The sequence below is a fragment of the Kitasatospora sp. NPDC101176 genome, from assembly GCF_044768035.1.
Lineage (GTDB): Bacteria > Actinomycetota > Actinomycetes > Streptomycetales > Streptomycetaceae > Kitasatospora.
In genome coordinates this window covers 249,348-272,038 of the sequence record NZ_JBIWPA010000005.1, presented here as the reverse complement: position 1 = coordinate 272,038, position 22,691 = coordinate 249,348, and the positions used below count along the sequence as shown (strand labels likewise).

General features: G+C 72.8%; 12 protein-coding genes and 3 pseudogenes. 7 read left to right on the top strand and 8 right to left on the bottom strand.

Translation table 11 applies throughout. The features are described from left to right. The first annotated feature begins 49 nt into the window (after window positions 1-49). Genes ACIRS1_RS10935 through drmB form a run of 4 tightly spaced genes read left to right on the top strand, consistent with a single transcriptional unit; the run spans window position 50 to window position 11,851 of the window. The gene (locus ACIRS1_RS10935) at window positions 50-4,816 is read left to right on the top strand and encodes a DEAD/DEAH box helicase (RefSeq protein ID WP_402838457.1); all 4,767 of its coding nucleotides are present in this window, start codon (window positions 50-52) and stop codon (window positions 4,814-4,816) included. After that, the gene (locus ACIRS1_RS10930; RefSeq protein WP_402838455.1) at window positions 4,813-6,729 is read left to right on the top strand and encodes a UvrD-helicase domain-containing protein; all 1,917 of its coding nucleotides are present in this window, start codon (window positions 4,813-4,815) and stop codon (window positions 6,727-6,729) included. Before ACIRS1_RS10935 ends, ACIRS1_RS10930 begins: the two co-directional genes overlap by 4 nt. Further along, window positions 6,726-9,989 (top strand): helicase-related protein, encoded by a 3,264-nt coding sequence (locus ACIRS1_RS10925; protein WP_402838453.1) that lies wholly within the window; start codon window positions 6,726-6,728, stop codon window positions 9,987-9,989. Before ACIRS1_RS10930 ends, ACIRS1_RS10925 begins: the two co-directional genes overlap by 4 nt. Continuing rightward, a complete protein-coding gene (gene drmB / locus ACIRS1_RS10920; protein ID WP_402838451.1) occupies window positions 9,986-11,851 on the top strand; it encodes a DrmB family protein in 1,866 nt (621 codons plus the stop codon). The genes ACIRS1_RS10925 and drmB overlap by 4 nt, the downstream gene beginning before the upstream one ends. 53 nt (window positions 11,852-11,904) lie before the next feature. Here drmB and ACIRS1_RS10915 read toward each other — a convergent pair whose 3' ends face one another. Beyond that, complete coding sequence (locus tag ACIRS1_RS10915; protein ID WP_402838640.1) at window positions 11,905-12,912, bottom strand: DNA cytosine methyltransferase; 1,008 nt, start codon at window positions 12,910-12,912, stop codon at window positions 11,905-11,907. A gap of 746 nt (window positions 12,913-13,658) precedes the next feature. Between ACIRS1_RS10915 and ACIRS1_RS10910 the strand changes: the two are divergent. Together ACIRS1_RS10910 and ACIRS1_RS10905 are read left to right on the top strand one after the other, a co-directional pair. Continuing rightward, window positions 13,659-13,973, top strand: a pseudogene (locus ACIRS1_RS10910) (formylglycine-generating enzyme family protein); the annotation flags it as partial. Between the two features lie 158 nt (window positions 13,974-14,131). Further along, window positions 14,132-14,479 (top strand): annotated as a pseudogene (locus tag ACIRS1_RS10905) (glycosyltransferase family 2 protein); the annotation flags it as partial. A gap of 114 nt (window positions 14,480-14,593) precedes the next feature. On the opposite strand, the gene ACIRS1_RS10900 reads toward ACIRS1_RS10905, so the two are convergent. Together ACIRS1_RS10900 and rpe are read right to left on the bottom strand one after the other, a co-directional pair. Continuing rightward, window positions 14,594-15,553 (bottom strand): pirin family protein, encoded by a 960-nt coding sequence (locus tag ACIRS1_RS10900; protein WP_402838449.1) that lies wholly within the window; start codon window positions 15,551-15,553, stop codon window positions 14,594-14,596. A gap of 172 nt (window positions 15,554-15,725) precedes the next feature. Next, window positions 15,726-16,409 (bottom strand): ribulose-phosphate 3-epimerase, encoded by a 684-nt coding sequence (rpe, locus tag ACIRS1_RS10895; protein WP_360214281.1) that lies wholly within the window; start codon window positions 16,407-16,409, stop codon window positions 15,726-15,728. 333 nt (window positions 16,410-16,742) lie between these two features. Here rpe and ACIRS1_RS10890 point away from each other — a divergent pair, with 333 nt between their 5' ends. Continuing rightward, window positions 16,743-17,594: a hypothetical protein gene (locus ACIRS1_RS10890; protein ID WP_402838447.1), complete on the top strand. Its 852-nt coding sequence runs from the start codon at window positions 16,743-16,745 to the stop codon at window positions 17,592-17,594. Window positions 17,595-17,723: 129 nt separating this feature from the next. Here ACIRS1_RS10890 and ACIRS1_RS10885 read toward each other — a convergent pair whose 3' ends face one another. The 5 genes and pseudogenes from ACIRS1_RS10885 to ACIRS1_RS10865 form a co-directional block, all read right to left on the bottom strand. Next, complete coding sequence (locus ACIRS1_RS10885; protein WP_360214285.1) at window positions 17,724-18,353, bottom strand: C39 family peptidase; 630 nt, start codon at window positions 18,351-18,353, stop codon at window positions 17,724-17,726. Between the two features lie 193 nt (window positions 18,354-18,546). Further along, window positions 18,547-19,044: pseudogene (locus ACIRS1_RS10880) on the bottom strand (DUF4188 domain-containing protein); the annotation flags it as partial. A gap of 124 nt (window positions 19,045-19,168) precedes the next feature. Next, window positions 19,169-19,786 carry a TetR/AcrR family transcriptional regulator gene (locus ACIRS1_RS10875; protein WP_360214287.1) on the bottom strand — a complete coding sequence of 206 codons (618 nt, stop codon included), beginning with the start codon at window positions 19,784-19,786 and terminating at the stop codon, window positions 19,169-19,171. Window positions 19,787-19,916: 130 nt separating this feature from the next. After that, window positions 19,917-20,903 (bottom strand): aldo/keto reductase, encoded by a 987-nt coding sequence (locus tag ACIRS1_RS10870; protein ID WP_360214289.1) that lies wholly within the window; start codon window positions 20,901-20,903, stop codon window positions 19,917-19,919. A gap of 314 nt (window positions 20,904-21,217) precedes the next feature. After that, entirely contained in the window at window positions 21,218-22,597 is a 1,380-nt protein-coding gene (locus ACIRS1_RS10865; protein ID WP_402838445.1) for a pyridoxal-phosphate dependent enzyme, read from the bottom strand. Between the last annotated feature and the right edge of the window lie 94 nt (window positions 22,598-22,691).

Below are 22,691 nucleotides of genomic sequence, written 5' to 3'. Positions count from 1 at the left end.
CCTCCGGCGTCCGTTCCCACCGCCCACCACATCCGAAGTGGAAACATTCGTGGCCGATCCGCAGTCCTCGGTGATCCGTACCGTCGTCGAGCAGTCCCTCCGCGTCCTGGAGACCTACGGCATCGATCCGGGCCTGATCCCCGAACACGCCAACGGCGAACGCCGCATCACCCAGGGTGGGTACGGCGACCGGCAGCTCTTCGAGCTCGTCCAGAACGCGGCCGATGAGCTGCGCGGCGAGCCCGGCGGCCGGATCCACGTCGTCCTCACCGGCACCCACCTGTACTGCGCCAACCAGGGCGACCCCGTGACGCCCGAGGGTGCCGAGACCATCCTTCGCATGAGCATGTCCCGCAAGCGCGGCGGACAGATCGGCCGGTTCGGCGTGGGTGTGAAGTCGGTCCTGGTGGTGACCGACGCGCCCGAATTCTTCAGCAGCGGAGGGAGTTTCGGCTTCGACCGCGCCTGGTCGCACGAGTTGATCCGGAACGTCCCCGGCGTTCGCGAGCGGCTCGGCGAGGAGTTCGAGGCGCCTGTCCTGCGGATGGCCCGCGAGCTGGACATGGCGGCAGAGCGCCGCCGGGATCCCGTACTGGACGAGCTGCTCGAGTGGGCCACCACGGTGGTCCGCCTCCCGCTGCTCCCCGGCGCCGCCGACCGGCTGGGCAAGGACATGCACGGCCACCAAGGCATGGCCGGCCACGACACCCGCGAGGAGTTCCCCTCGGGCTTCCACCTGTTCTCCCCGCACGTGGGCCAGGTGGTACTGGAGGACCGCCGGCCGGGCCGGGTCTCGCGCCGTGCCCTCCGGTCCGAGCAGGACGGCAGCCTGCACACGATCCACGAGGAGCGCGTCGGCAAGCAGCCTGCGAGCTCGCAGTGGCGGGTCTTCACCGTCGCCCACGAGCCGACCGAGGCCGCCCGCCGCGACGCCGGCGAACTGCACGACCGGGTCTCCATCGACCTGGCCTGGGCGGTTCCGGCCTACCGCGCCGACGACAAGACCGGGGTGCTCAGCGCGGCCGACGCCCGCGGCCGGGGCCGGTTCTGGTCGTTCTTCCCGACCAAGTACGAGATGACCCTCAGCGGCATCCTGAACGGTGCCTGGAAGACCAACGAGGACCGGCAGAACCTGCTCGACTCCTCGCCGTTCAACGTCGAGATGATCCGGGTCGCGGCCCGCCTGGTGGTCGAGTCGCTGCCCGAGCTCGCCCCGGCGGAGGACCCCGGCGCGTACCTCCCGCTGCTGCCCGGTCGCAGCAAGGGCGTGGAGACGATCAGTTGGGCCGACCGTCTGCTCACCGAGCAGATCTGGGCCGCCGCGGCGGCGCGCCCGTCGCTGCCCGACCAGGACGGTGTGCTGCGCACGCCCCGTGACCTGAACATCCATCCCGACCTGGGCAAGGACAGCAGCGCGGTCAACCGCTGGCTGCGGATCTGGCACGCGTACGCGGGCCGCCCTCGCGACTGGGTGCACCCCTCGGTCGAGGTCACGGACCTGCGGTCGGGCAAGGTCCAGCACATCCTGGCCGCCGCCGGACGGCAGCGTGCCTCGGTCGTCGCGTGGTTGGAGGCGCTGGCCTCGGACGGCTCGGCGCAGGCCTCGGCGGCCGCCATCCGGATCGTCGCCGACATGATCGCTTCGAACGCCGCCTGTGCCACCGAGGCCCGGAAGGCGAGGATCGTCCTCACCGAGGAGCACGGGCTGGTCGCCCCGCTGGGCAGCCTGGTCTACCGGCGCACCGAGGAGGACGGACTGCGGGAGTCGCTGGTCTACGTCGACCGCGCCCTGTCCGACGACCCGTCGCTCTCCTCCGCCCTCACCACTCTCGGCATCCAGGAGGCCGACGTCCGGGGGCGTTTCGTCAGCGTCCTCGACCAGGGCTTCGCCGCGTACGGCCCGCAGGAGTGGACCCGCTTCTGGGAGCTGTTCCACCGGGCGGGTTCCTCGGTGGTGGGCCACGAGGTGACCGGCCGCATTCCGGCGCCCGCGGACACCCTGATGGTGCGCACCGCGGACGGTCGCTTCCGTCTCGTCCGGGACTGCCTGCTTCCCGGCGTCGTCGTCACCGCGGAGAGCGACCCCGAGATCGCGGTGGACATGCGCTTCCACTCCGACGACACGGGCTTCTTCCGCGAGTTGGGCCTGCGGGACCGACCGACCTCCGGCCACCGACCCGTGGAGGAGCCCTGGTTCGAGGAGTACCGGGAGACCCTGCACAGGGCCTACTGCCGCAAGCTCGACGACGGGGCGAGCCGGCCCACCCTGGCCAGGACCAGGATCGAGGGCTCTCCTGTCGGCGGGCCGCTGCACCTGCTGCCCCGGCTCTCGGAGGAGGCCCGCGCGGCCTTCCTCCAGGCGCTGCCCGATGCCGCCCTGATCGAAAGCTGGACGCTGCAGATCGGAGCACAGGCCGCCACGCGCCAGTCCGTGGTATCCCCGATCCGCTGGATGCTCGGTCGGCACGGTCGGGTGAAGACCTCGCAGGGGCTCAAGCTCCTCAAGGAGGCGGTGGGCCCCCAACTCGACGCGTACCGTGACGTGCTCCCGGTGGCGTCGCTCAGTACGGAGAAGGCACGCAAGCTGGGACTCGCGAGCAGCGTCGAGAAGGTCCGCGCGCAGCAATGGGAGCAGCTCCTCGGGAAGTTGCAGGAGAGCAAGGACGACGCGTTCGTCGGCTCCACCTACGCCCTGCTGACCCGACTGGAGATCGACTTCCCCGAGGACTCGCTGACCCGCTGCCGGGTCGGCGACGCCTGGGATATCCGGGAGGACGGCGAGATCGCCGTCGCCGCCGACCCGGACGAGTACCGCTCGCTGCGCGCCGAGCGGGTGCCGGCACTGCTGATGCCGGACCGGGAGTCCGCCGAGCTCATGATCGAGCGCTGGGGCATGCTGCGCCACGACGACGTCGTCAGTCGGGAGACCCGACACGAGTCGACCGTGGAACCGGTCCCGTTGGTCGAGGAGTTCCCGACGCTGCGCCAGAAGATGGGCAGCTCGGCCGGCACGTACACGTTGCTGCGCTGCTCCGCTCTGGAGGAAGTGGTCCGAACCCCGCACGGCGCCCGGGCGAAGTCCCTGGAGAGTGCGCGCCAGGGCAACGTGATCAAGGTCCTGGACTCCCTGGACCGGCTCGGCGCGCTCCGCGCCGTGGACCGGGAGCTGGGCCTGCGCATGGGCGAGACGGGCTGCCGGGCGGTTCTGGACGCCCAGACCCGCCAGGAGCAGGACGAGCAGGTGCGATCCACGCTGAAGGCGATCCGCGGGGCCGAGGACGTGACGGCCAAGCTGGAGCTGCTGATAGGGGCGCAGGCGTTGCGCGATCGGCTCCCCGCCGGGCTCCTGGAGGCCGAGCGCCAGGATTCCGACGGCGCCGGGCCATCCGGCCGTCGGATCGCCCAGATGGCGTTCAACGCCCACGGCGACACCGTGCTCAAGATCCACGCCCGCGACATCCTGGAGCGCTTCCCGAGCGCTCCTTCCTCCTACACCGGCGGTCCGTCGGCGGTCTCCTTCGTCGCCGACCTCGGTCTGCCCGCACCCTTCGCCGGCTACCGGGCCCCGGCCCTCGAACAGAGCCTGACCGTGGAGGGCCCCCGGGACTTCCCGCGCCTGCACGACTACCAGGAGCGGCTCGCCCTCAACATCTTCGAGATGCTCGACCGGTTCACCCCGCAGCGCGCCATGCTGTCCCTGCCCACCGGCGCGGGCAAGACGCGCGTCACCGCCGAGGCGGTCATCCGCTGGGTCAAGCAGACCGGTGCCCTCAAGGGGCCCATCCTGTGGATCGCCCAGACCGAGGAGCTGTGCGAACAGGCCGTGCAGAGCTGGCAGTTCGTCTGGAGCAAGGCGGGGGCACAGGACCGGCTGACCATCAACCGGCTGTGGGCCTCGAACGAGGCCGCCGCGGCCTCCGACGGGCCGCAGCTCGTGGTTGCCACCGACGCCAAGCTGCGGGTCTGCCTGGACACCGACCGGTACGCCTGGCTCCGCGCCGCCGCGCTGGTGGTGGTGGACGAAGCGCACGTGGCGACCAGTCCGAGCTACACCGAGATCCTGAGCCTGCTCGGCCTGACCCAGCACCGGACCGAACGGCACCTGCTCGGCCTCACTGCCACCCCGTTCCGCGGCCACAACGAGGAGGAGACCCGCCGGCTGGTCAACCGGTTCGGCGCCCGCCGGCTGGACGAGGGCGTCTTCCCCTCCGGCGACGCCTACGGGCACCTCCAGGAGCTGGGCGTGCTCGCCCGGGTGGAGCACAAGGAACTGATCGGCGGCACCATCGAGCTGGACCGTCAGGAACGGGCGAGTGCCGAGCAGTTCAGCCTGCTGTCCAAGGCCGCCGAACAGCGGCTGGCCGACGACCACGACCGCAGCCGTCGGATCATCACGGAGATCGCGGCGATGGACGACGACTGGCCGGTGCTGGTGTTCGCCACCTCGGTGGAGCACGCCAAGTACCTGGCTGCCAGGCTGGCGGACGAAAACATCTCCGCTTCCTCGGTGGACGCCACCACCTCCGACAACGACCGTCGCGCCCGCATCCGGGACTTCCGCGACGGCCGGGTGCGGGTGCTCACCAACTACGGCGTCCTCACCCAGGGCTTCGACGCCCCCGCCACCCGCGCGGTGGTCGTCGCCCGGCCCGTCTACAGTCCGAACGTGTACCAGCAGATGATCGGGCGCGGTCTGCGCGGCCCGCGCAACGGCGGCAAGGACACCTGCCTGATCCTCAACGTCCGGGACAACATCCGGAACTTCGACACCGCTCTCGCCTTCACCGCGTTCGAGCACCTTTGGAGCAAGAAGTGATCCTCCCCTCCGAGGACGACCCGGTCCTCACGGCCGAGCAACAGGCCGTCGTGGACCGGCCCTGGGACACTCGCTTGCTGGTCACCGCCGGGGCGGGCACGGGCAAGACGCACACCCTGGTGCGCCGCATGGACGCGCTCGTCGGCCACGCCGACCCGGACGAGGCCCTGGAGGCCGGCGAACTGCTGGTGCTCAGCTTCTCCCGCGCCGCCGTCCGCGAGCTTCGGGACCGGATCGCCCGGCACGGTGAGCACGCCCGGCGGGTGCGGGTGCAGACCTTCGACTCGTGGGCGTACTCGCTGCTGGTGCAGGCGTACCCGGACGGCGAGTGGTCGGCGCTGTCGTTCGACGAGCGCATCCGAGCCGCCACCGACGCGATCGAGAAGGGCGCGATGGAGTCCCTGGAGGCCGGTCCGCCGGCCCACCTGATCGTCGACGAGGTGCAGGACCTGGTGGGTGCGCGCCGGGAGATGGTGGAATCGCTGCTCGACCGCCTGCAGGACACCTGCGGATTCACCCTCGTCGGCGACTCCGCCCAGGCGATCTACGACTTCCAGATCCAGGACCCGGAGGAGTACGCCGACCGTACCGACCTCTTCCTCCGCTGGGTGCGCGCCTCCTACGCCGAGGACCTGGTGGAGCTGGCGCTGACGCGGAACTTCCGGGCCGCCACGCCCGAAGCGCGCACGGCACTCCCGCTCGGCCGTGCCGTCCAGGGCATCGGCAGTGCCCCCGAGGGCGCCGACGCGGCGGCCGAACGGCTCCACGGCGAGCTGCGCGAACTGCTGCTCGACCTCCCCGACCTGGGCCCGCTCACCGACCCGTTCACCCTCGACTCGCTGCGCTCCTTCCCCGGCACCTGCGCGATCCTGACCCGCGACAACCGGCAGGCCCTGCTCGTCTCGCAACTGCTGCAGGAACAGGGCGTACCGCATGCGCTGCGCCGCTCGCTCCAGGACCGTCCGGTGCCCCACTGGGTGGCCGAGCTGCTGCGCCGCACCGAGGCCGCCACCCTCACCGAGGCGCGACTGCGCGAGCTGCTCCTCGCGATACCGGTGCCCGAGGGCACCGACCCGGACCGGGTGTGGCGGGCCCTGCGCGGAGCCGCCCGGGGCAACGGTCGGGGCACCGTCGACGCGGCCCGGCTGCGCGGGCTGGTGGCCGAGCACCGGTTCCCGGACGAGCTGGCCGATCCGGAACCGGCCCGGCTGGTCGTGTCCACGGTGCACCGCTCCAAGGGGCTGGAGTTCGACCGGGTGGTGCTGCTCACCCCGCCGACCGTGGCCGAACTGCGCCGGCAGGACGACGAACTCGACACTCCCGCCGAGGCCCGCGCCCTCTACGTCGCGATGACCCGGGCCCGTGAGGACCTGTACCGCATCGCGGCGCCGGTGACCGCGACGCTGCTCCGGCACAAGCCGACCGACCGTTGGTACCGGGGAGTCCTCAACCCACGGCTGAGGTGGCGCCGCGACGGCATCGAGGTGCGGGCGGGAGACGTCTGCGCACGGGAACCGGCCGACGCCGCGCACGACGCACCCGCCGCTCAGTCGCACCTGCTGGAGCGGGTGCGGCCGGGGGATCCGGTGACGTTCCGACTGCGTGACACGCTCCCCCTGGGTCCCGAGCAGAGCCCCGGCTACGCGCTGCTGCACGAGGGACGGGAGATCGGGTCGGCTTCCGAGGTGTTCAGGAGCCATCTCCACGCGGTCCTGAAGGTCGGTCCGGCCTGGGACATCCGGTGGCCCGAGGAGATCTCCGGCCTGCGCGTCGACTGCCTGGAATCGGTCGCGGGCAGCACTGCCGCCGGGGCCAACGCCGGCCTCGGCGACCGCGGGGTGTGGATCGCCCCGCGCATCAGCGGAATCGGACGGTTCCGGCACTTCGCCGGCGCCGAGGAGGAGCAGGAATGACCATCCACGCAGGGCGGCACGCCGCGCACTACGAGGTCCGCGAAGACCTGGTGGCCCGGCTCCGCCGGGAGCTGCTGGGCCCCGACGCCGACGACTCGGCCGAGGACCGCGCCGAGGTCCTGGACCAGGACGCGCCGATCACCCGTTACCCCGTCGGCGTGCTCTTCCCCCGCCCCGCCGACGCCGACGCCCGCCTGCGCGTCCGTGAGGACTCCGCCGAGGAGGACGGCCTGGACGAGGAACCCGTCACCGGGGCGGGCGGCCCGGACGAGTCCGGCTCGGCTGCCGAGCGCCCGAACGCCGGTGACCGGCGTCCCTCCTCCGTCGGCCTGACCTTCGCGGTCGACCTCGACGAGGCACGGGAGATCGTGGTATCGGCGCGCGCCGCGGTCTACGAGCCGGAGGACGCCGAAGGGCGCAAGGTCTCGGCCCGGCGCAGCGAGGCCCGCACCACCTCCGACCAGCGGGAACGCTGGCGCCGGAGGGAGTTGGACCTGCCGGACACCACGATCGACGTCACGCGGCCGGGCCGCGACGCGTCCCGGGACCTCCTGGACGGGACGGCGCGGTTGGAGGTCCACGTGCGCCGCCCGGCACCGGAGACCGGCACCGTCACCGTCACGGTTGCCCTGGTCAACGTCCGCAAGGTGGGCGAACGGGAGCTCCAGGACGCCTTCGCCCTCTTCCAGACCGGTCTGACGGTCCGCGCCGCCGACGGGTCCAGCGCCTTCGTGGAACGTCCCGCCGCCCTGGCCGCCGTGGACGCGGAGCTGGAGGCCGGCTGGCTGCTGCACCGGCACGCCCCGACCTTCGCCGCCGGCCACGGCTGTGCGGCGGTCTGGGACTGGACCCCCGCCTCGGTCGGGCTCACCGACATGAGGCACGCGGCCGTGGCGGAGGTCCGCACCGAGTTCGTGCCCACCCACGAGGTGCTGCTCACCGACTCCAACCCGGAGATCGACGACCAGGCGCTCACCATGCTCGGCCTCGCCGAGGCCCCCGATGCCGAGGTGATCGCCGCGCTGGAAGGGCTGGCAGCGGGCTACGAACGGTGGATCGGACGGAAGCGGGACGAGGCCGCGGCGCTCGCGGGCACCCCGTACGACCAGGCCGCGTCCGCGGCGATCCGCTCCTGCGGTGAGGCCCTGGAGCGGATCCGGGAGGGCATCGCCCTGCTCCGTGACAAGCCCGATCTGATGCGCGCCTTCCGCCTGGCCAACCGGGCCATGGCGACCCAGCGGGCCCGTAGCGACTGGGTCCGCAACGGCCGGAACGGCGAGCCGGACCTGGCGGCCGCGCGCTGGCGCCCCTTCCAGATCTCCTTCGTGCTGCTCTGCCTGGCCGGGGTGGACGACCCGAAGCATCCCGACCGCAGCATCTCCGACCTGCTGTGGTTCCCGACCGGTGGTGGCAAGACCGAGGCGTACCTGGGTCTGATCGCACTGACCACCTTCCTTCGCCGGATGCGGCTGGGACCGGCGGGCGGCGGAGTCACCGTCCTGATGCGCTACACCTTGCGCCTCCTGACCCTCCAGCAGTTCGAGCGAGCCGCCATCCTGATCTGCGCCATGGAGCGGATGCGTCGCGAGAACCCCGCCGAGCTGGGCGACGAGGAGATCTCGCTCGGCATGTGGGTGGGGCGGTCCGCCACCCCGAACAGCCTGAAGGCGGCCGCCGAACAGCTCGGCGCGGCCCGTGCCGGTCGGGTGCTCCAGAAGGAGAACCCGGTCCAACTGCACGCCTGCCCGTGGTGCGGCTCCGCCCTCGACGCCCACCACTACTCGGTCGACGAGGAGGCCGTCCGGATGGACGTGCGCTGCCCCGGACCGAGCTGCGCGTTCTCCGACGGACTGCCCGTGCACCTGGTCGACCAGACCGTCTACCGAGCCCGGCCGACCCTGGTCATCGCCACCGTCGACAAGTTCGCCTCGATTCCTTGGCGGAAGGACACCGCCGCCCTGTTCAACCGGGACCGGCAGGACTCCACCCCGCCCCCGGAGCTGATCGTGCAGGACGAGCTGCACCTGATCTCCGGTCCGCTCGGCACCCTGACCGGTCTCTACGAGACCGCCGTCGACGTGCTCGCCGACCGCCCCAAGGTGATCGCCTCGACCGCGACCATCCGCCGGGCAGCCGAGCAGGGCAGGGCGCTGTTTTCCCGCGAGGTGCGGCAGTTCCCGCCGGCCGGCCTGGATGCCCGAGATTCCTGGTTCGCCGTCGAGACCGCTGCCGCCGAGAAGGCGTCCCGCCGCTACGTGGGTCTGCTCGCTCCTGGGACCAGCCAGTCGACCCTGTTGATCCGCACCTATGCCACGCTGCTCCACCAGGCGACGCGGGCCGACACCACCGACAGGGTCCGCGACGCCTACTGGACCCTGGTCGGCTACTTCAACAGCCTGCGGCTGCTGTCCGCCGCCGAACTCCAGGTCCACGACGACGTCGTGGCGTACCTGGAACACCTCGCGGACCGGGACGGCTGCGAGCCCCGCCCCGTCGAAAACTACTCCGAACTGACCAGTCGGGTCGACGCCAGCGACATCCCGGCCCGTCTGAAGCAGATCGAGCGACGCTTCCCGGACGGGGACGCCGTGGACGTCCTCCTGGCCACCAACATGATCGCCGTCGGCGTGGACGTGAACCGGCTCGGCCTGATGGCCGTCATGGGCCAGCCGCAGACCACCGCCGAGTACATCCAGGCCACCAGCCGGGTCGGCCGCGCGCACCCCGGCCTGGTGGCGGTGATGCTCAACGCGGGCCGCTCCCGGGACCGCTCCCACTACGAGAACTTCCAGCACTTCCACTCCGCGCTCTACCGCGAGGTCGAATCCACCTCGGTCACCCCGTTCTCGGCCCGCGCCCGCGCCCGGGGCCTGCACGCGGTGATCGTCGCCCTCGCCCGGATCCTGATCCCCGCCGCCCGCGAGAACGAGAACGCGGGTGACATCGACCTCTTCGTGGACGAGCTCAGGGAAACGATCCGCCCGAGGATCCTCGAACGGGTCGAGCAGGTCTCCCCGCCGGAGACCGCCGCCAAGGAGGTCGCCCACGTGGCCGCGGCCTTCGACGAGTTCGTCGACTGGTGGTACGACGAGGCCGAGGCGCACAACGGTCTGTTCTACGAGCCCAAGCGCGGAAACCCCACCCGCTCGCTGCTCAAGCCCTACAACGACGCCCTGGAGGACGTCGAGGCGTGGGAGACCTTGTGGTCCCTCCGCGACGTCGACGCCGAGTCCGCCCTCTTCGTGGAGGCATCCCGATGACCCCGCCCCCTTCCCGCCGCCGACGCGCCGGCACCGGCTCCGCCGCACCGGCCCGCACGCTGCCCCGCCGCGGCGCGATCCGCCGGGCCCAGGCGATCACGACCTACGGCGTGGGTTCCTTGATCGCCGTGGAACAGGAGTCGTTCATCGTCGCGGGCATCGACGCCGCGCAGGAGCAGTGGCCACGCGACGAATCCCCCGTGATCCACGAGCCTCGCCTCGCCCGCGTACTGAACGTGAGCCACTTCCGTCTGCCGCCCGCTTCGGGCGACGACAGTCGCGACGGCATCCGGGTCCGACGCTTCCCACTGTGGCACCACTGCCCCGGGTGCCACGCACTGGACCACGTCCGGAAGTTCAATTCCCCGGCGGGGCGCAACGAGTGCGGCGAGTGCGCCGAGACCCTGGTGCCCTCCCGGTTCGTGGTGGCATGCGAGGACGGGCACCTCTCCGACTTCCCGTACTGGACGTGGCTGCATCGGGGGCACCGCGGCGACGGCGAGGCCGGTTTCTGCGGCGGCCGGACGAGCCTCCGGTCCTCGGGCCGCACCTCCTCGCTCCGCTCGGTGGTGCTCTCCTGTTCCTGCGGAGTGCCCGAGGTGTCCATGGAGGGCTCCTTCCGGGCCGGTGCCCTCAAGGAGCTGCAGATCGGTTGCCGGGGCGAGCGTCCGTGGTTGAAGGACGCCCCCAAGGACACCTGCTCCCTGACGCCCCGGACCCTGCAGCGCGGCTCCTCCTCCGTGTGGCAGCCGGTGCTCCGCTCGGCCCTGTCCATCCCCCCGTGGAGCGACACCCGGGTCCAGGCGCTGGGCGAGCACTGGGAGAAGCTCCGCGCCTGCTCCACCATCGCCGAGATCGGGATCCATCTGGGCTACATTTTCCAGGGCTCCCGCCCCCCGGTGACCCCCGAGCAGGTGGTGGAACTGCTCTCCGCGATGGAAGCCGAGGACCTCGACGGCGAGGAGGGTCTCGAGCTCGACCAGGAACAGCGCTACCGCGCCCTGCGCGAGGTGGAGTACGAGCGCCTGTGCGTGGGGAACCCGGAGGAATCCGGCGGTCACACCGAGCAGTTCGTCTGTGAGCCCCCGACGGGCGACCCGAAGCCGCCGGCCGGCCTCGGGCTGGCCGGACCGATGCTGGTGAAGAAGCTTCGCGAGGTCCGCGCTCTCAAGGCGTTCACCCGGGTGATCGATCCAGAGACCTCGCACGAGGGCCACGAGGCGGCACTCTCCCTGACCCCCACCGACTGGTTGCCCGCCATGGAGGTCCACGGCGAGGGTGTCTTCCTCCGGTTCGACGAGGAGCGGGTCGACGCCTGGGCCGAACTGCCCGCCGTGGCCGCACGCGTCGAGCGCATCCGACGCCGACACCAGCGGGTCCTCGCCGAGCGGGCCTCGGACCCGACCCGGGTCCCGGTCTCCCCCGCCACCCCGCGCATGGCGCTGCTGCACACCTTCGCGCACGTGATGATCAACGAGTGGAGCCTGGACTCCGGCTACCCGGCCGCCTCGCTCCGCGAGCGGATCTACTCGGGCGAGACGATGGCCGGTGTGCTGATCTACACGGCCACCAGCGACTCGGCCGGCAGCCTCGGCGGCCTGGTCGCCCAGGGCGAGATCGACCGCCTCGCGCGGGCCGTGCACTCGGCGGTGCATCGGGCCGAATGGTGTTCCGCCGACCCACTCTGCATCGAGACCGAGACCTCGGGTGCGGGCGGTACCAACCTGGCGGCCTGCCACGCCTGCGTCATGCTTCCGGAGACCAGTTGCGAGCACAACAACGGCCTGCTCGACCGGGCGCTCCTGGTCGGCACCCCGGAGGACCCGTCGATCGGCTTCTTCTCGCACCTGCTCGGCCGGTGAGGCTCCGGAAGTGATACGGGGTGGGACCGCCGCGTGTGCCGTCCCACCCCGGCTCACCGGTGCTCCGGATCCGTCGGGCGCCCGAGCGCCGTCCGGATCGCAAACCCAAGGGCCCGGCTCACCGGGGGCGGCGAAGCCTGGCCCACTTGGCGGTAGCGGGCGGTCTTGCCGCCGGCGAAGGCCCAGTCCGCCGGAAAGCCCTGGAGCCGCGCCGTTTGCTCGACGGTCAGCGGCGTCATCTCCTTGACTCCGAGTGAGGCGTCCCAGGGGAAGTCGGGTCCGGGGACCTCGTCGGCGACGGTACCGCCGTTCACGCGCATCCGAGCCCAGGCCCGCTTCGACCCGGTCAACCCCAGATCCGCCCCACCACGCTTCCAGGAGCCCCCGACCAACGTCGGGGCGACCCGGTCGGCCTGCGCGGCCCAGGCGGTCGCGTGGGGCCAGCCACGTGCGGCCATGGAGGTGCCCAGCGCCTCCCCTACGGTGATCGGCGGCGCGGTTTCGGGCGCCGGCTCGACGAAGCCGTCCATGGCGTCCCCCTTCAGCGCCACCAGGATCCCTTGCTTACGGTCCTGCGGGACGCCGTGGTGCATCGCGTTGAGGACAAACCACCGGTGCCGGTATCCGAGGTGCTCCAGCTCGGCTGCGACGGTCGTGCGGATGGGGTCGAACGCGGGCTTGGTGGCCAGCTCGGGAAGGTTTTCGATGAGCAGGGCCCGCGGCCGTACGGCGTGCATGAGCATGATCGTCGCTTCGAGGAGCCGGAGCTCCTCGGTGCTGTCCTCGCGTTTCACCGCGGCGCTCGCCTTCACCCGGGGCAGGCCGGCGGCCAGCAGGTCCACGTCGTAGACCATCTGATGGTCCAACGGGTCGAAGTCCAGCAGGTCGGTTTCGAGGACCTTCCAGTCGGGACGGTTCAGCCGTAGGGTCTCGCAGGCCACGGGTCGGTTGTCCAGGAGCAGAACGGGGTCGAAGCCCGCCTGCTCAAGGCCGAGCGCGAGGCCCCCTGCACCGGCACACACGGCGAGGCAGCTGAGGCGTTCGGGTTGGGGTTCCTCCATGATCACCGTTCGTGCTCGTCGGGAGAGAGTGACCCGAGCGGGCCCCCGAGCGTCGATGATCGCATCTCCCATAGGCAAGCAGTCGACGGTTGTGACGCACACGACGCACTCCCGTAACCGCCGGCAACCGGTTGCACCGCATTCGAACATCTTTGCTTCGACGATCCGGCCAGGTCCGGTGCGGGGCGATCGTCCCCGATCGTCGACCGGACCGGACGCCGGATCGATCCTCACCAGCAGCAGGGCCAGCAGCCGGCCCGGGATGCCAAGCGCCGCGACCAGGCAGAGGGTCAGGGTGGCGACGGTGACGGTGGTACCGATCGAGAGCAGCCAGAGCTGGAACAGGTGCGCGGTGTCGAGGCCGAGCAGGCCGGCGGCGGCGAGGACCGCGGTGCCGCTGAGCACGGCGGCTCCGGCGCGGATGCCGGCCTTGGCGAGCAGGGTCTGGGGGCGGGAGATCGGTGCGGCCAGCTGGAACACACGCTTCGGGCCGAGTTCCATCGGGAGGTAGCCGAGGGCGACGTCCAGGCCGGTGGTGACCATGATGGCAGGGAGCAGTCCGGCCAGCAGCAGCATGATCGCGTAGTACAGGGGCAGGGTGCCACCGCCGGACTTCGCTGGGACGGGGTGGCCGGGGACAGCGGTGACCTGGACGGGGTCGGCGAGCAGCAGGCGCAGCGCCGGGACCGAGCCGGGCTCGCGATCGTCTGGGTACCCGGCCGCTGTCGAAGTAGTGGGAGTTAGCCGTCTCGGGCGCCGAACGCCGTCCCTACCCGTGGGGCGAAGATGAACCGGACGAGAGCCGGGCGAATCTGCACGACGTCTGCGGGCGGCGCACTCCCCTCGACTCCCACCCGCGCGGGCGGACACCGACCGGCCTGTGGGACATGGCGGGCAACTGCTGGGAGTGGACCGCGCCGAAGACGATCGGCGACGGGTTCGTCATCCGCGGGGGTTCCTACAACTCCTCTCCGCGGTACGCCAGGCGCACGTTCCCGAACGCCGCGCCGGCCGAGTCCACCTCGCCAGGCAGGGGCTTCCGGGTGGTGAGACCCGCGTGATCGGCACCTCGTGATCACGGGCGGCTCCCACCGCAAGGCACCGGAGGCCGGCCGGACTGGTCCTGCTCACCGACCTCCTCGCACTGCCGGAACGGCCGGCTCTGCACTGAATCCCCGACCCCCCGCGGCTGACCCCAGGCCGCCGCCGTACTCGACGAATGGAGGTGGCCGTGACGCACACCAGCCTCGCGGACACGCTCAAGACCCAGGCCGACACCCACCGGTACTTCACGACGGGATCCGCCCAGCACACTGGTCTCGGCCAGCACCAGCCCCCCGCCGACGCCGGCCAGGCGCTGTCGGTCGTAATCCACGCCGGCAACACCGACTTCGCCCTGCCGACGGTGCTGGATGCGATCAGCGCCCAGCAGTGCACGGCCGACGTGGAGATGATCCTGGTCGACGACTCCTCCACGGACGGCACGTTCGACATCGCCCGCCAGCACCCGGCGGTCACCACCGTGGTGCGTCCAGGCAGCCGACGCGGCTCCGCCGCAGCCCGCAATGTCGGTGCCCACCTCGCCCAGGCGCCGGCCGTCCTGTTCGTCGACGCGGGCATGGTGCCGCCCTCCCCCCTGTTCCCCGACGCCGTGCCTGCGGGGCCGAACGAGTTCCGCAGATCAGCGCTCCCGCCCACGCGCCTTCAGCGGGATGTCGGGCAGCTCCGGCGCCCTCAGCCGGGCGCCGTCGTAGCCGTGGACCTGGCCGAAGCGGGTGCCGGTTTCCCAATCGTTGCGGGCCTGGAGGATCTCGTCACCGGACCGGCCGATGAAGTTCCACCACATGACGATCCGCTCCTCGAAGGGCTCGCCGCCGAGGAGGAGGACGGCGGCGTCCGTGCGGGCGAGGAGGGGGAGTTCGCGGCGGCCGCAGCCGAGGTAGAGCAGGGACCCGGGCTCGACGGGGACGCCGTCGACGTCGACGCGGCCGGACATGGCGAGGACGGCGTACTCGAAATCGGGGACGAGGGGGAGCCGGAGGTCGGCCCCCTCGGTGAGGGTGAGGTCGGCGCCGACCAGCGGCGTGTGGGCGGTACCGGGGGACGTCGCGGTGTCGAGGGTGCCGAGGATGACGGTGCCGTGCAGGCCGCGGGCCGTGACCACGGGCAGGTCCGCGTGGTGCTCGAAGGCGGGGGCGGTGTGCCGGTGGGCGTCCGGGAGGGCGACCCAGAGCTGGGCGCCGTGCAGGAACCGGGCGTGCGGGCGCGGGGACTCCTCGGAGTGCGAGATCGCCCGGCCGGAGGTCATCAGGCCCAGTTCGCGGGGGCGGACGGTCTGCAGGCTGCCGAGGCTGTCGCGGTGCAGCACCTCGCCCTGATGGAGCCAGCTGACGGTCTGGAGGCCCATGTGAGGGTGCGGCGGGACCTGCATGCCGGGCTCGTCGGCGATGTCGTCGGGGCCGTAGTGGTCGACGAAGCACCAGGCGCCGACCATCCGGCGGCCCAGGTTGGGGAGCAGGCGGCGGACCACCGTGCTCTCGCCGAGCGGGACCTGACGGCCGGTGAGCAGGTCCCGCACCGGGCCGGTGTCGGCCTCGCGGCCGCAGGTGGTCGGGGCGGGCTTGCGGTCGAGGTTGCTCATGTGACTGCACCACCGTGCGAAGAGGGGCCGGGCGAGGGGCGTTCGGCACCGATCCTCCAGGACGGCCGGCGGTTCCTCCACCACACGCCGGGCGGGTCAGCGCGGTTCGACCCGCTCGGACCCGCCCGGACGCGCAGGGACCCGCCGCTGCCGAGGGTCCCGGCCCACGGGCTCAGTGCGAGCAGGCCCACCAGGCGTCGGCGGTGGCCGCGGCCGCGAGGTCCCGCAGCTTGCCGACGGCGGCGGCCGGGTCCTCGGCGCCGTAGACGGCCGAGCCGGCCACGAACACGTCGGCGCCGGCCTCGGCGCAGCGCTCGATGGTGCTCGCCGAGACGCCGCCGTCGACCTGCAGCCACAGTTCCAGGCCGTGCTTGTCGATCAGCTGCCGGGTGCGGCGGATCTTCGGCAGCATGATGTCCAGGAAGGCCTGGCCGCCGAAGCCCGGCTCGACGGTCATGATCAGCAGCATGTCGAGCTCGGGCAGCAGGTCCTCGTACGGCTCGATCGGCGTGGCCGGCTTGAGCGCCATCGAGGCGCGGGCGCCCTTGGCGCGGATCTCCCGGGCGAGCCGGACGGGCGCGGCGGCGGCCTCCACGTGGAAGGTGACGGAGCCGGCGCCGGCCTCGACGTACTGGGGGGCCCAGCGGTCCGGGTCCTCGATCATCAGGTGGCAGTCGAGCGGGATGTCGGTGGCGCGGGCGAGGGACTCGACGATCGGCACGCCCAGGGTCAGGTTGGGCACGAAGTGGTTGTCCATCACGTCCACGTGCAGCCAGTCGGAGCCCCTGACGGCCTCGGCCTCCTCGGCGAGCCGGGCGAAGTCCGCGGACAGGATGCTGGGGTTGATCTGCGCCATTACCGACTACCTTCACACGAGGGTTCACACGAGAGCGCCGACGGGCGTCCGCACGGGTATCCGCCCGGGCGTCCACGCGTGGCCGAGGCGCCCCTGGGAACGGACACCTCACCCCCATCATCTCGCGCCACCGGCGCACCGGGCGCCCGCCCCCACCCCCGCGTGACCGTCATCACACCGCGCGCGGGGTTACCCCGGCGGCGGCCGGGGCCATCAGCAGGGGGACGACCCGCACGCCCGGGCCGCCGGCGCCCGCCGGACGCGGGCCCTCCCGCTTCGCCGCACCACCGCGCGTTCCCGTGTCCCCGTGTCCCCGTGAGGAAGGTCCCCGCCATGGCCGATGTCGTCCACCCCGCCCGAGCCCTGTGGTGGCTCTTCGAGCCGGTGCACGCCGTCACCTACTTCGTGCCCGAGGGCCGGGACGCCTTCGAGGCGGTCGGGCTGCACGGCGCCTGGCGCGGCTACTTCGCCAGCCGTTCGGCACCGCTGGGCGCAGTGGACGCGGCACCGGTGACGGCCGCCTTCTTCAACTTCGCCCCGGCGCTGGTCGAGCGGGCGCTGCCCGAGGTGTGGACGCACGCCGGCCCGGAGGAGGCGCTGGCCGCCCGGTTGAAGGGTTCGGCGGCCGCGCTGGCCCGGCTGCTGGAGCACGTGCCGCAGGAGCAGGTCGAGCTGGTGGCGGAGGCGCTGGAGCGGGCCGCGGGCCGACTGGACTGCGTCGGCCGGGTGCTCGCCGCCGCCAACGCCGCGCTCCCCCGGCCCACCGGGCTGTACGAGCGGCTCTGGCAGGCCGCCACCGTGATGCGCGAGCATCGCGGGGACGGCCACGTGGCCGCCCTGGTGACGGCCGGGCTGGACGGCTGCGAGGCACTGGTGGTCCGCTGCGCGATGGACATGCGGCGGGAGATGATCCAGCCGCTGCGCGGGTGGACGGATCAGGAGTGGGAGGCGGCCGCGGCCCGGCTGGTCGAGCGGGGCTGGCTGACCCCCGAGGGCACCGTGACCGAGCTCGGCCGGATCCGGCACCAGTCCCTGGAGGCCGCCACCGACCTGGCCGCGGCACGGGTGTGGGAGAACTACCCGCGGGCCGAACTGGACGCCCTGGCGGCCGCGTTGAAGCCGATCTCGGCGCTCTGTCGGGGCAGCCTCCCGGTCAATCCGGCCGGACTACCGGACAAGCCGTAGCCCTCGGGCCTCACGGCGCCCGGCCGGTCCGGGCCGGGCGCTGTAAGGCCGGCTGCCGTGCGACCGGGCGCCGAGAGGCGCGACGACCGTCGTCGCATCCAGGCGGCCGCCACGCCCCCGGCGGCCCCCTCACGTCCCCGGCGGCCCGAGGACGATGCCCCGCCCGGAGTAGAACCGCGCGAAGGCCCGCCACGGAACGTGCGCGAAGGACTGCGACTCCCCCGGGAACCCGGAGGGGTTGTGGAGGACCACCGCCGTCTCCGTGGTGCCGACCGCCAGCACAAGGTGCCCGCCCCGCCGGACCGGCTCCGGACCGGCCGGCTCGCGGATCGCCGGATGCACCGACACCATCACCAGCCCCCCGTCGGCCACCGCGGCGGAGACCTCCTCGGGCGTCAACTCCGCGGCCCGCGCGGCCAGTCCCCAGCGCTCCCGGGCGTAGGCGGCGAACGGGGTGTGGATCAGTCCGCGCAGGCTCTCGCCGTCCCGGACGTAGGCACCCGCCGCCACGCACTCCTCGGCCAGGGTCAGCGCCGGCGGCGCCAGGCCCCACCAGTGGTCGAGCGCCATCCGCAGGCAGGCGACCCCGCAGAGCCGCCACGACCACCACGCGTACTCCTCCGGGGTGCCCGCGCCGGACTGCCCCCAGCGCGGGTCCTCGGCCGCGTCGACCTGCCCGTCGATGATCGCCCGCACCAGCTCCGCCGACTCCCACTGGGAGTGGTACGGCACCTGGTGCACCACAGCCTCGTCCGCCATCCCCCGACGCTCCCACACCGCGCCGACGGACCGACCCGCGACACTCCCTGCAGGCCCCCGGTCAGGCGGCGCCGCCCTCCGCGGCGGCCTTCCCGGCGGCTTTCCCAGCAGCCTTCCCGGCGGCTTTCCCGGCGGCCGACGCGCCGCTCGTATTGCCCACGCCGCCCTCCCCGGCCACCCCGGCCCCGCCCCCCGTCCCGGACCGGAACGCCAGCCGCGCCGCCGCGTGCCGCCCGCGCTCCTCCACCAGCAACGAGCCGGTGGCACCCGCCAGGCCGAACGGCGGCATGTCGAAGTAGATCGACTCGTAGCCGCCCTCCGGCACGATGTACGTCTCGTGCCAGAGCCCGACGTGCTGCCGGGCCTTCCCCTCCCGCAGCTTGCGGTTGGCGATGCCCCACACGGTGTGGTGGAAGCCGTCCGGCGCGGTGGTGTACCGGTACAGCTTCTCCTTGGACTCCCAGTACTGCACGACGTAGTAGGTGCGCGGCGAGGCGGTGAGCAGGATGCGCCCGCGCAGGCCCCGTTCCGGGCTGCGGGCGAGTTCGTGCAGCATCCGGAACATCGCGAACATCACCGGGCCCCAGTGGTGGACGGCCCAGAAGCGGTTGATCCGCATGCCGATGAGCAGCACCACGGTGTCGCCGGTGGCGGCCGCGGTGGTGTAGCCCGGTGCCGCCTTGGCGAACATCGAGCGGACGAACGTCGTTCCCGTGGACATCCCGACCTCCCCGTACCCGTTCCACACCCCATGTAAGCGGTGATTACATCAGGGCCCGGTAACCCGGTCAAGGCTCCCCACGGGCACAAGTCGGTTACTGCGGAGGGCGGTTGGCGATCCCCTGACCGAAGGTGTCCAGCACCTGCACGACCAGCTCCTCCGCCTTCTCGGCCGGCAGGTACCCGTCCACGATCATCTGCGCCAGCCCGTACACCAGCGCCTGCCCGGCCAGGCCCACCAGCAACGGGTCCCCGGGGCGCAGCCGGCCGGCCTCCTGGTCCGCCACGATCATCCCGGTCAGCGCCCGGTCGATGCCGTCCAGCTGCTCCCGCAGCTCCGGCTCCCGCGAGGCCGTGAACACCCGCGACCGCACCAGCTCGAAGCGGCGCGGATGACGCAGCGCGTACCGGACGAACCCGAGCCCGATCGCCCGCATCACCGAGCCGCCGGCCGCCTCGACCGACGCCGCCTCGGCCTCCTGCCAGCGCGCGAAGTCCGCCAGCACCCGGTCCGCCAGCGCCGTCAACAACGCCTGCCGGTCCGCGAAGTGGCGGAACGGCGCCCCCGCCGACACCCCCGCCCGGCGCGCCACCTCCCGCATGCTCACCTTGTCCTGGCCGCACTCGTCGAGCAGCTCGAACGCCGCCCCGACCAACGCCTCCGGCAGGGACCCGTGATGGTACGAGCTGCGCCCGTCAGGCCGTTCCGTCATACCCGCCTTGCTACCACAACGACCGGCCGCCACCACCACGCACCATCGGCACCGGCGCACCACGCACCGCCACCGCCACCGCCACCGCCACCGCCAGCAGGACCCGGTCGGTGGCGGCGGCGGGCGCGGGCTACCAGGCGTAGTCCTCCGGGGCCGGCCGGTGGCCGGGGAAGATCTCGTCGAGGCGGTCGAGGGTCTTCTGGTCGAGCTTCAGGTCGACGGCGGCGACGGCCGCGTCGAGGTGGGCCGGGGTGCGGGGTCCGATGATGGGGGCGGTGACGGCCGGGCGGGAGAGGAGCCAGGCGAGGGCGAGGTCGGCGGGGTCGGTGCCGAGCTCGTCGGCGAGGTCCTCGTAGGCCTGGAGGCGCTCGCGGTGGGTCTCCAGGAGCGCGCCGGCGTGCTCCAGCGCACCGCGGACGCGAGTGCCCTCGCGCTCCTTGCGCAGGATGCCGCCGAGGACGCCGCTGCGCAGCGGGGACCACGGCAGCAAGCCGAGGCCGTAGTGCTGGAGGGCGGGGACGACCTCCAGTTCGACGGTGCGGTCGAGCAGGTTGTAGAGGGACTGCTCGCTGACCAGGCCGAGGAAGTGCCGGGCGCGGGCGGCCTCCTGGGCCTGGGCGATGTGCCAGCCGGCGAAGTTGCTGGAGCCGACGTAGATGACCTTGCCCTGGGCGACCAGGAGCTCCATCGCCTGCCAGATCTCCTCCCAGGGCGTGTCCCGGTCGATGTGGTGCATCTGGTACAGGTCGATGTGGTCGGTCCGGAGTCTGCGCAGGCTGGCCTCGACGGCCCGGCGGATCGCGAGGGCGGAGAGCCGCCCCTCGTTGGGCCAGTCGCCCATCGGGGCGTAGGCCTTGGTGGCGAGCACGGTGCGCTCGCGGCGGCCGCCGCCCTGGGCGAACCAGCGGCCGATGATCTCCTCGGTGCGGCCCTTGAGGTTGCCCTCGCCGTCGCGTCCGTAGGCGTTGGCGGTGTCGAAGAAGTTGATGCCCCGTTCGTGGGCGGTGTCCATGATGCGGTGGGCGTCGGACTCCTCGGTGTAGGGGCCGAAGTTCATGGTGCCCAGGCAGAGTCGGGAGACGGTCAGGCCGGTGCGGCCGAGGTGGGTGAACTCCATGGGCTCCACCTTCGGCCGCACCGGCACCGGTGTCCAGCACATCCCGCCCTCCGGGACGGCCCCGGGGCCCCTGCCCACCCCGACGGCGTTCACGCCCCCGCCGGCCCGACCGCCCCGGCGGCGTTCACCGCCCGTGCGTGGCGAACTCCCGTACGGCGAGCGGCACGCAGAGCGTGAGCAGCACGGCGCTCCACAGCAGCGAGGCCGTGACGGCGTGCTGCACGGGCCAGGCGTCGCCGGCGGCGGAGGGGTTGCCGAAGAGTTCCCGGCAGACTCACCCCCTGACCGCCCCCTGTCCGCCCGCGGCGCGGCGCCTAACGGACCGCCCCCGCCGGGAGCACCGCGACCGCGCGCCCGTCCACCAGCACCAGCGCGGCCGGGTACGTCCCGCCGAGCACCTCCCGCACCTCGGCCGCCGACTGCCCGACCCCGACCGTCGGCAGCGCCGGTCCCAGCAGCCCGGCCACCGGGTCGCCGGGCTTCGCCGTGCCGTCCGCGAGCGCGGCGGCCAGCACCGCGTGCGACACCGAGCCGACCACCTCCGTCGCGCTCACCCCGTACGGGCGTGCGGCCCGCGCCAGGACGGCCGGCGCGACGCCCCCCGGCGCGGTGCGCAGCGCCTCCAGCGCACCGCCGATGGTCGCGTCCGCGGTCACCGTCGCGAGCGGGCCGGCGGTGTCCAGGAAGGACCGCAGCGCCCCCTCCCCCGGCTCCTCCAGGAAGCCCCACCGCCGCATCCAGTCGTCGCTGTGCACCTTGGACAGGTAGGAGCGCCCGGAGTCCGGCAGCAGGACCACGACCAGGTCGCCCGGCCCGAGCCGGCGCGCCACCCGCAGGGCCGCGGCGACGGCGGTGCCCGAGGAGGGGCCGGCCAGGATGCCCTCCTCCCGGGCGAGCCGGCGGACCGTCAGCAGGGACTCGCGGTCCGGCACGCGCTCGAAGGCGTCCGCCACGTCCCGCCGGTAGGCCTGCGGCCAGCGGTCCTCGACGGTGTCGGGGTGGAGGAAGTGGCCGATGCTCTCGACGAAGTAGGGGCTGCCGTCCCCGCCGCCGTAGAGCGAGGCCTCCGGGTCGGCGCCGATCACCGTCACCTCGCCGCCGGACACCCGCTTGAGGTGGCCGCCGGTGCCGGAGATGGTCCCGCCGGTGCCGACGCCCGCGACGAAGTGGGTGATCCGGCCCCCGGTCTGCTCCCAGATCTCCGGGCCGGTGCCGCGCACGTGGGCGTCCGGGTTGGCCGGGTTGTCGTACTGGTTGGCGAGCCAGGCGCCGGGGATCTCCCGGGCGAGCCGCTCGACGACGTTGAACAGGTGCGCCGGGTCCTCCGCGGGCACGGTCGTGGGCGCGGTCACCACCTCCGCGCCATACGCCCGCAGGATGTCCGACTTCTCGGCGCTGGAGCGGTCGGACACCCCGGCGATGACCCGGTAGCCGCGCTGCCGGCCGACGATGGTGAGGCCGATCCCGGTGTTGCCGGAGGTCGCCTCGATGATCGTCCCGCCGGGGCGGAGCAGCCCGTCCCGTTCGGCGGCGAGCACCATCGAGAGCGCGGCGCGGTCCTTGACGCTGCCTCCGACGTTGAGGAACTCCGCCTTGGCGTAGACCGGCGTGGCGAGCCCGGCGCCCAGGCGGGCGAGGCGGAACAGGGGCGTCCCGCCGATCGCGTCGAGAACGGATTCGTGCACTGCCGCCATGGCGGGCTCCTTCGCTCGGTGTCCGACCGAGCCTGCCCGACCGCGGGGTCCGGTAGCCGCGACGGCGCGAACCCGCCGCACGGAACCGCACGGA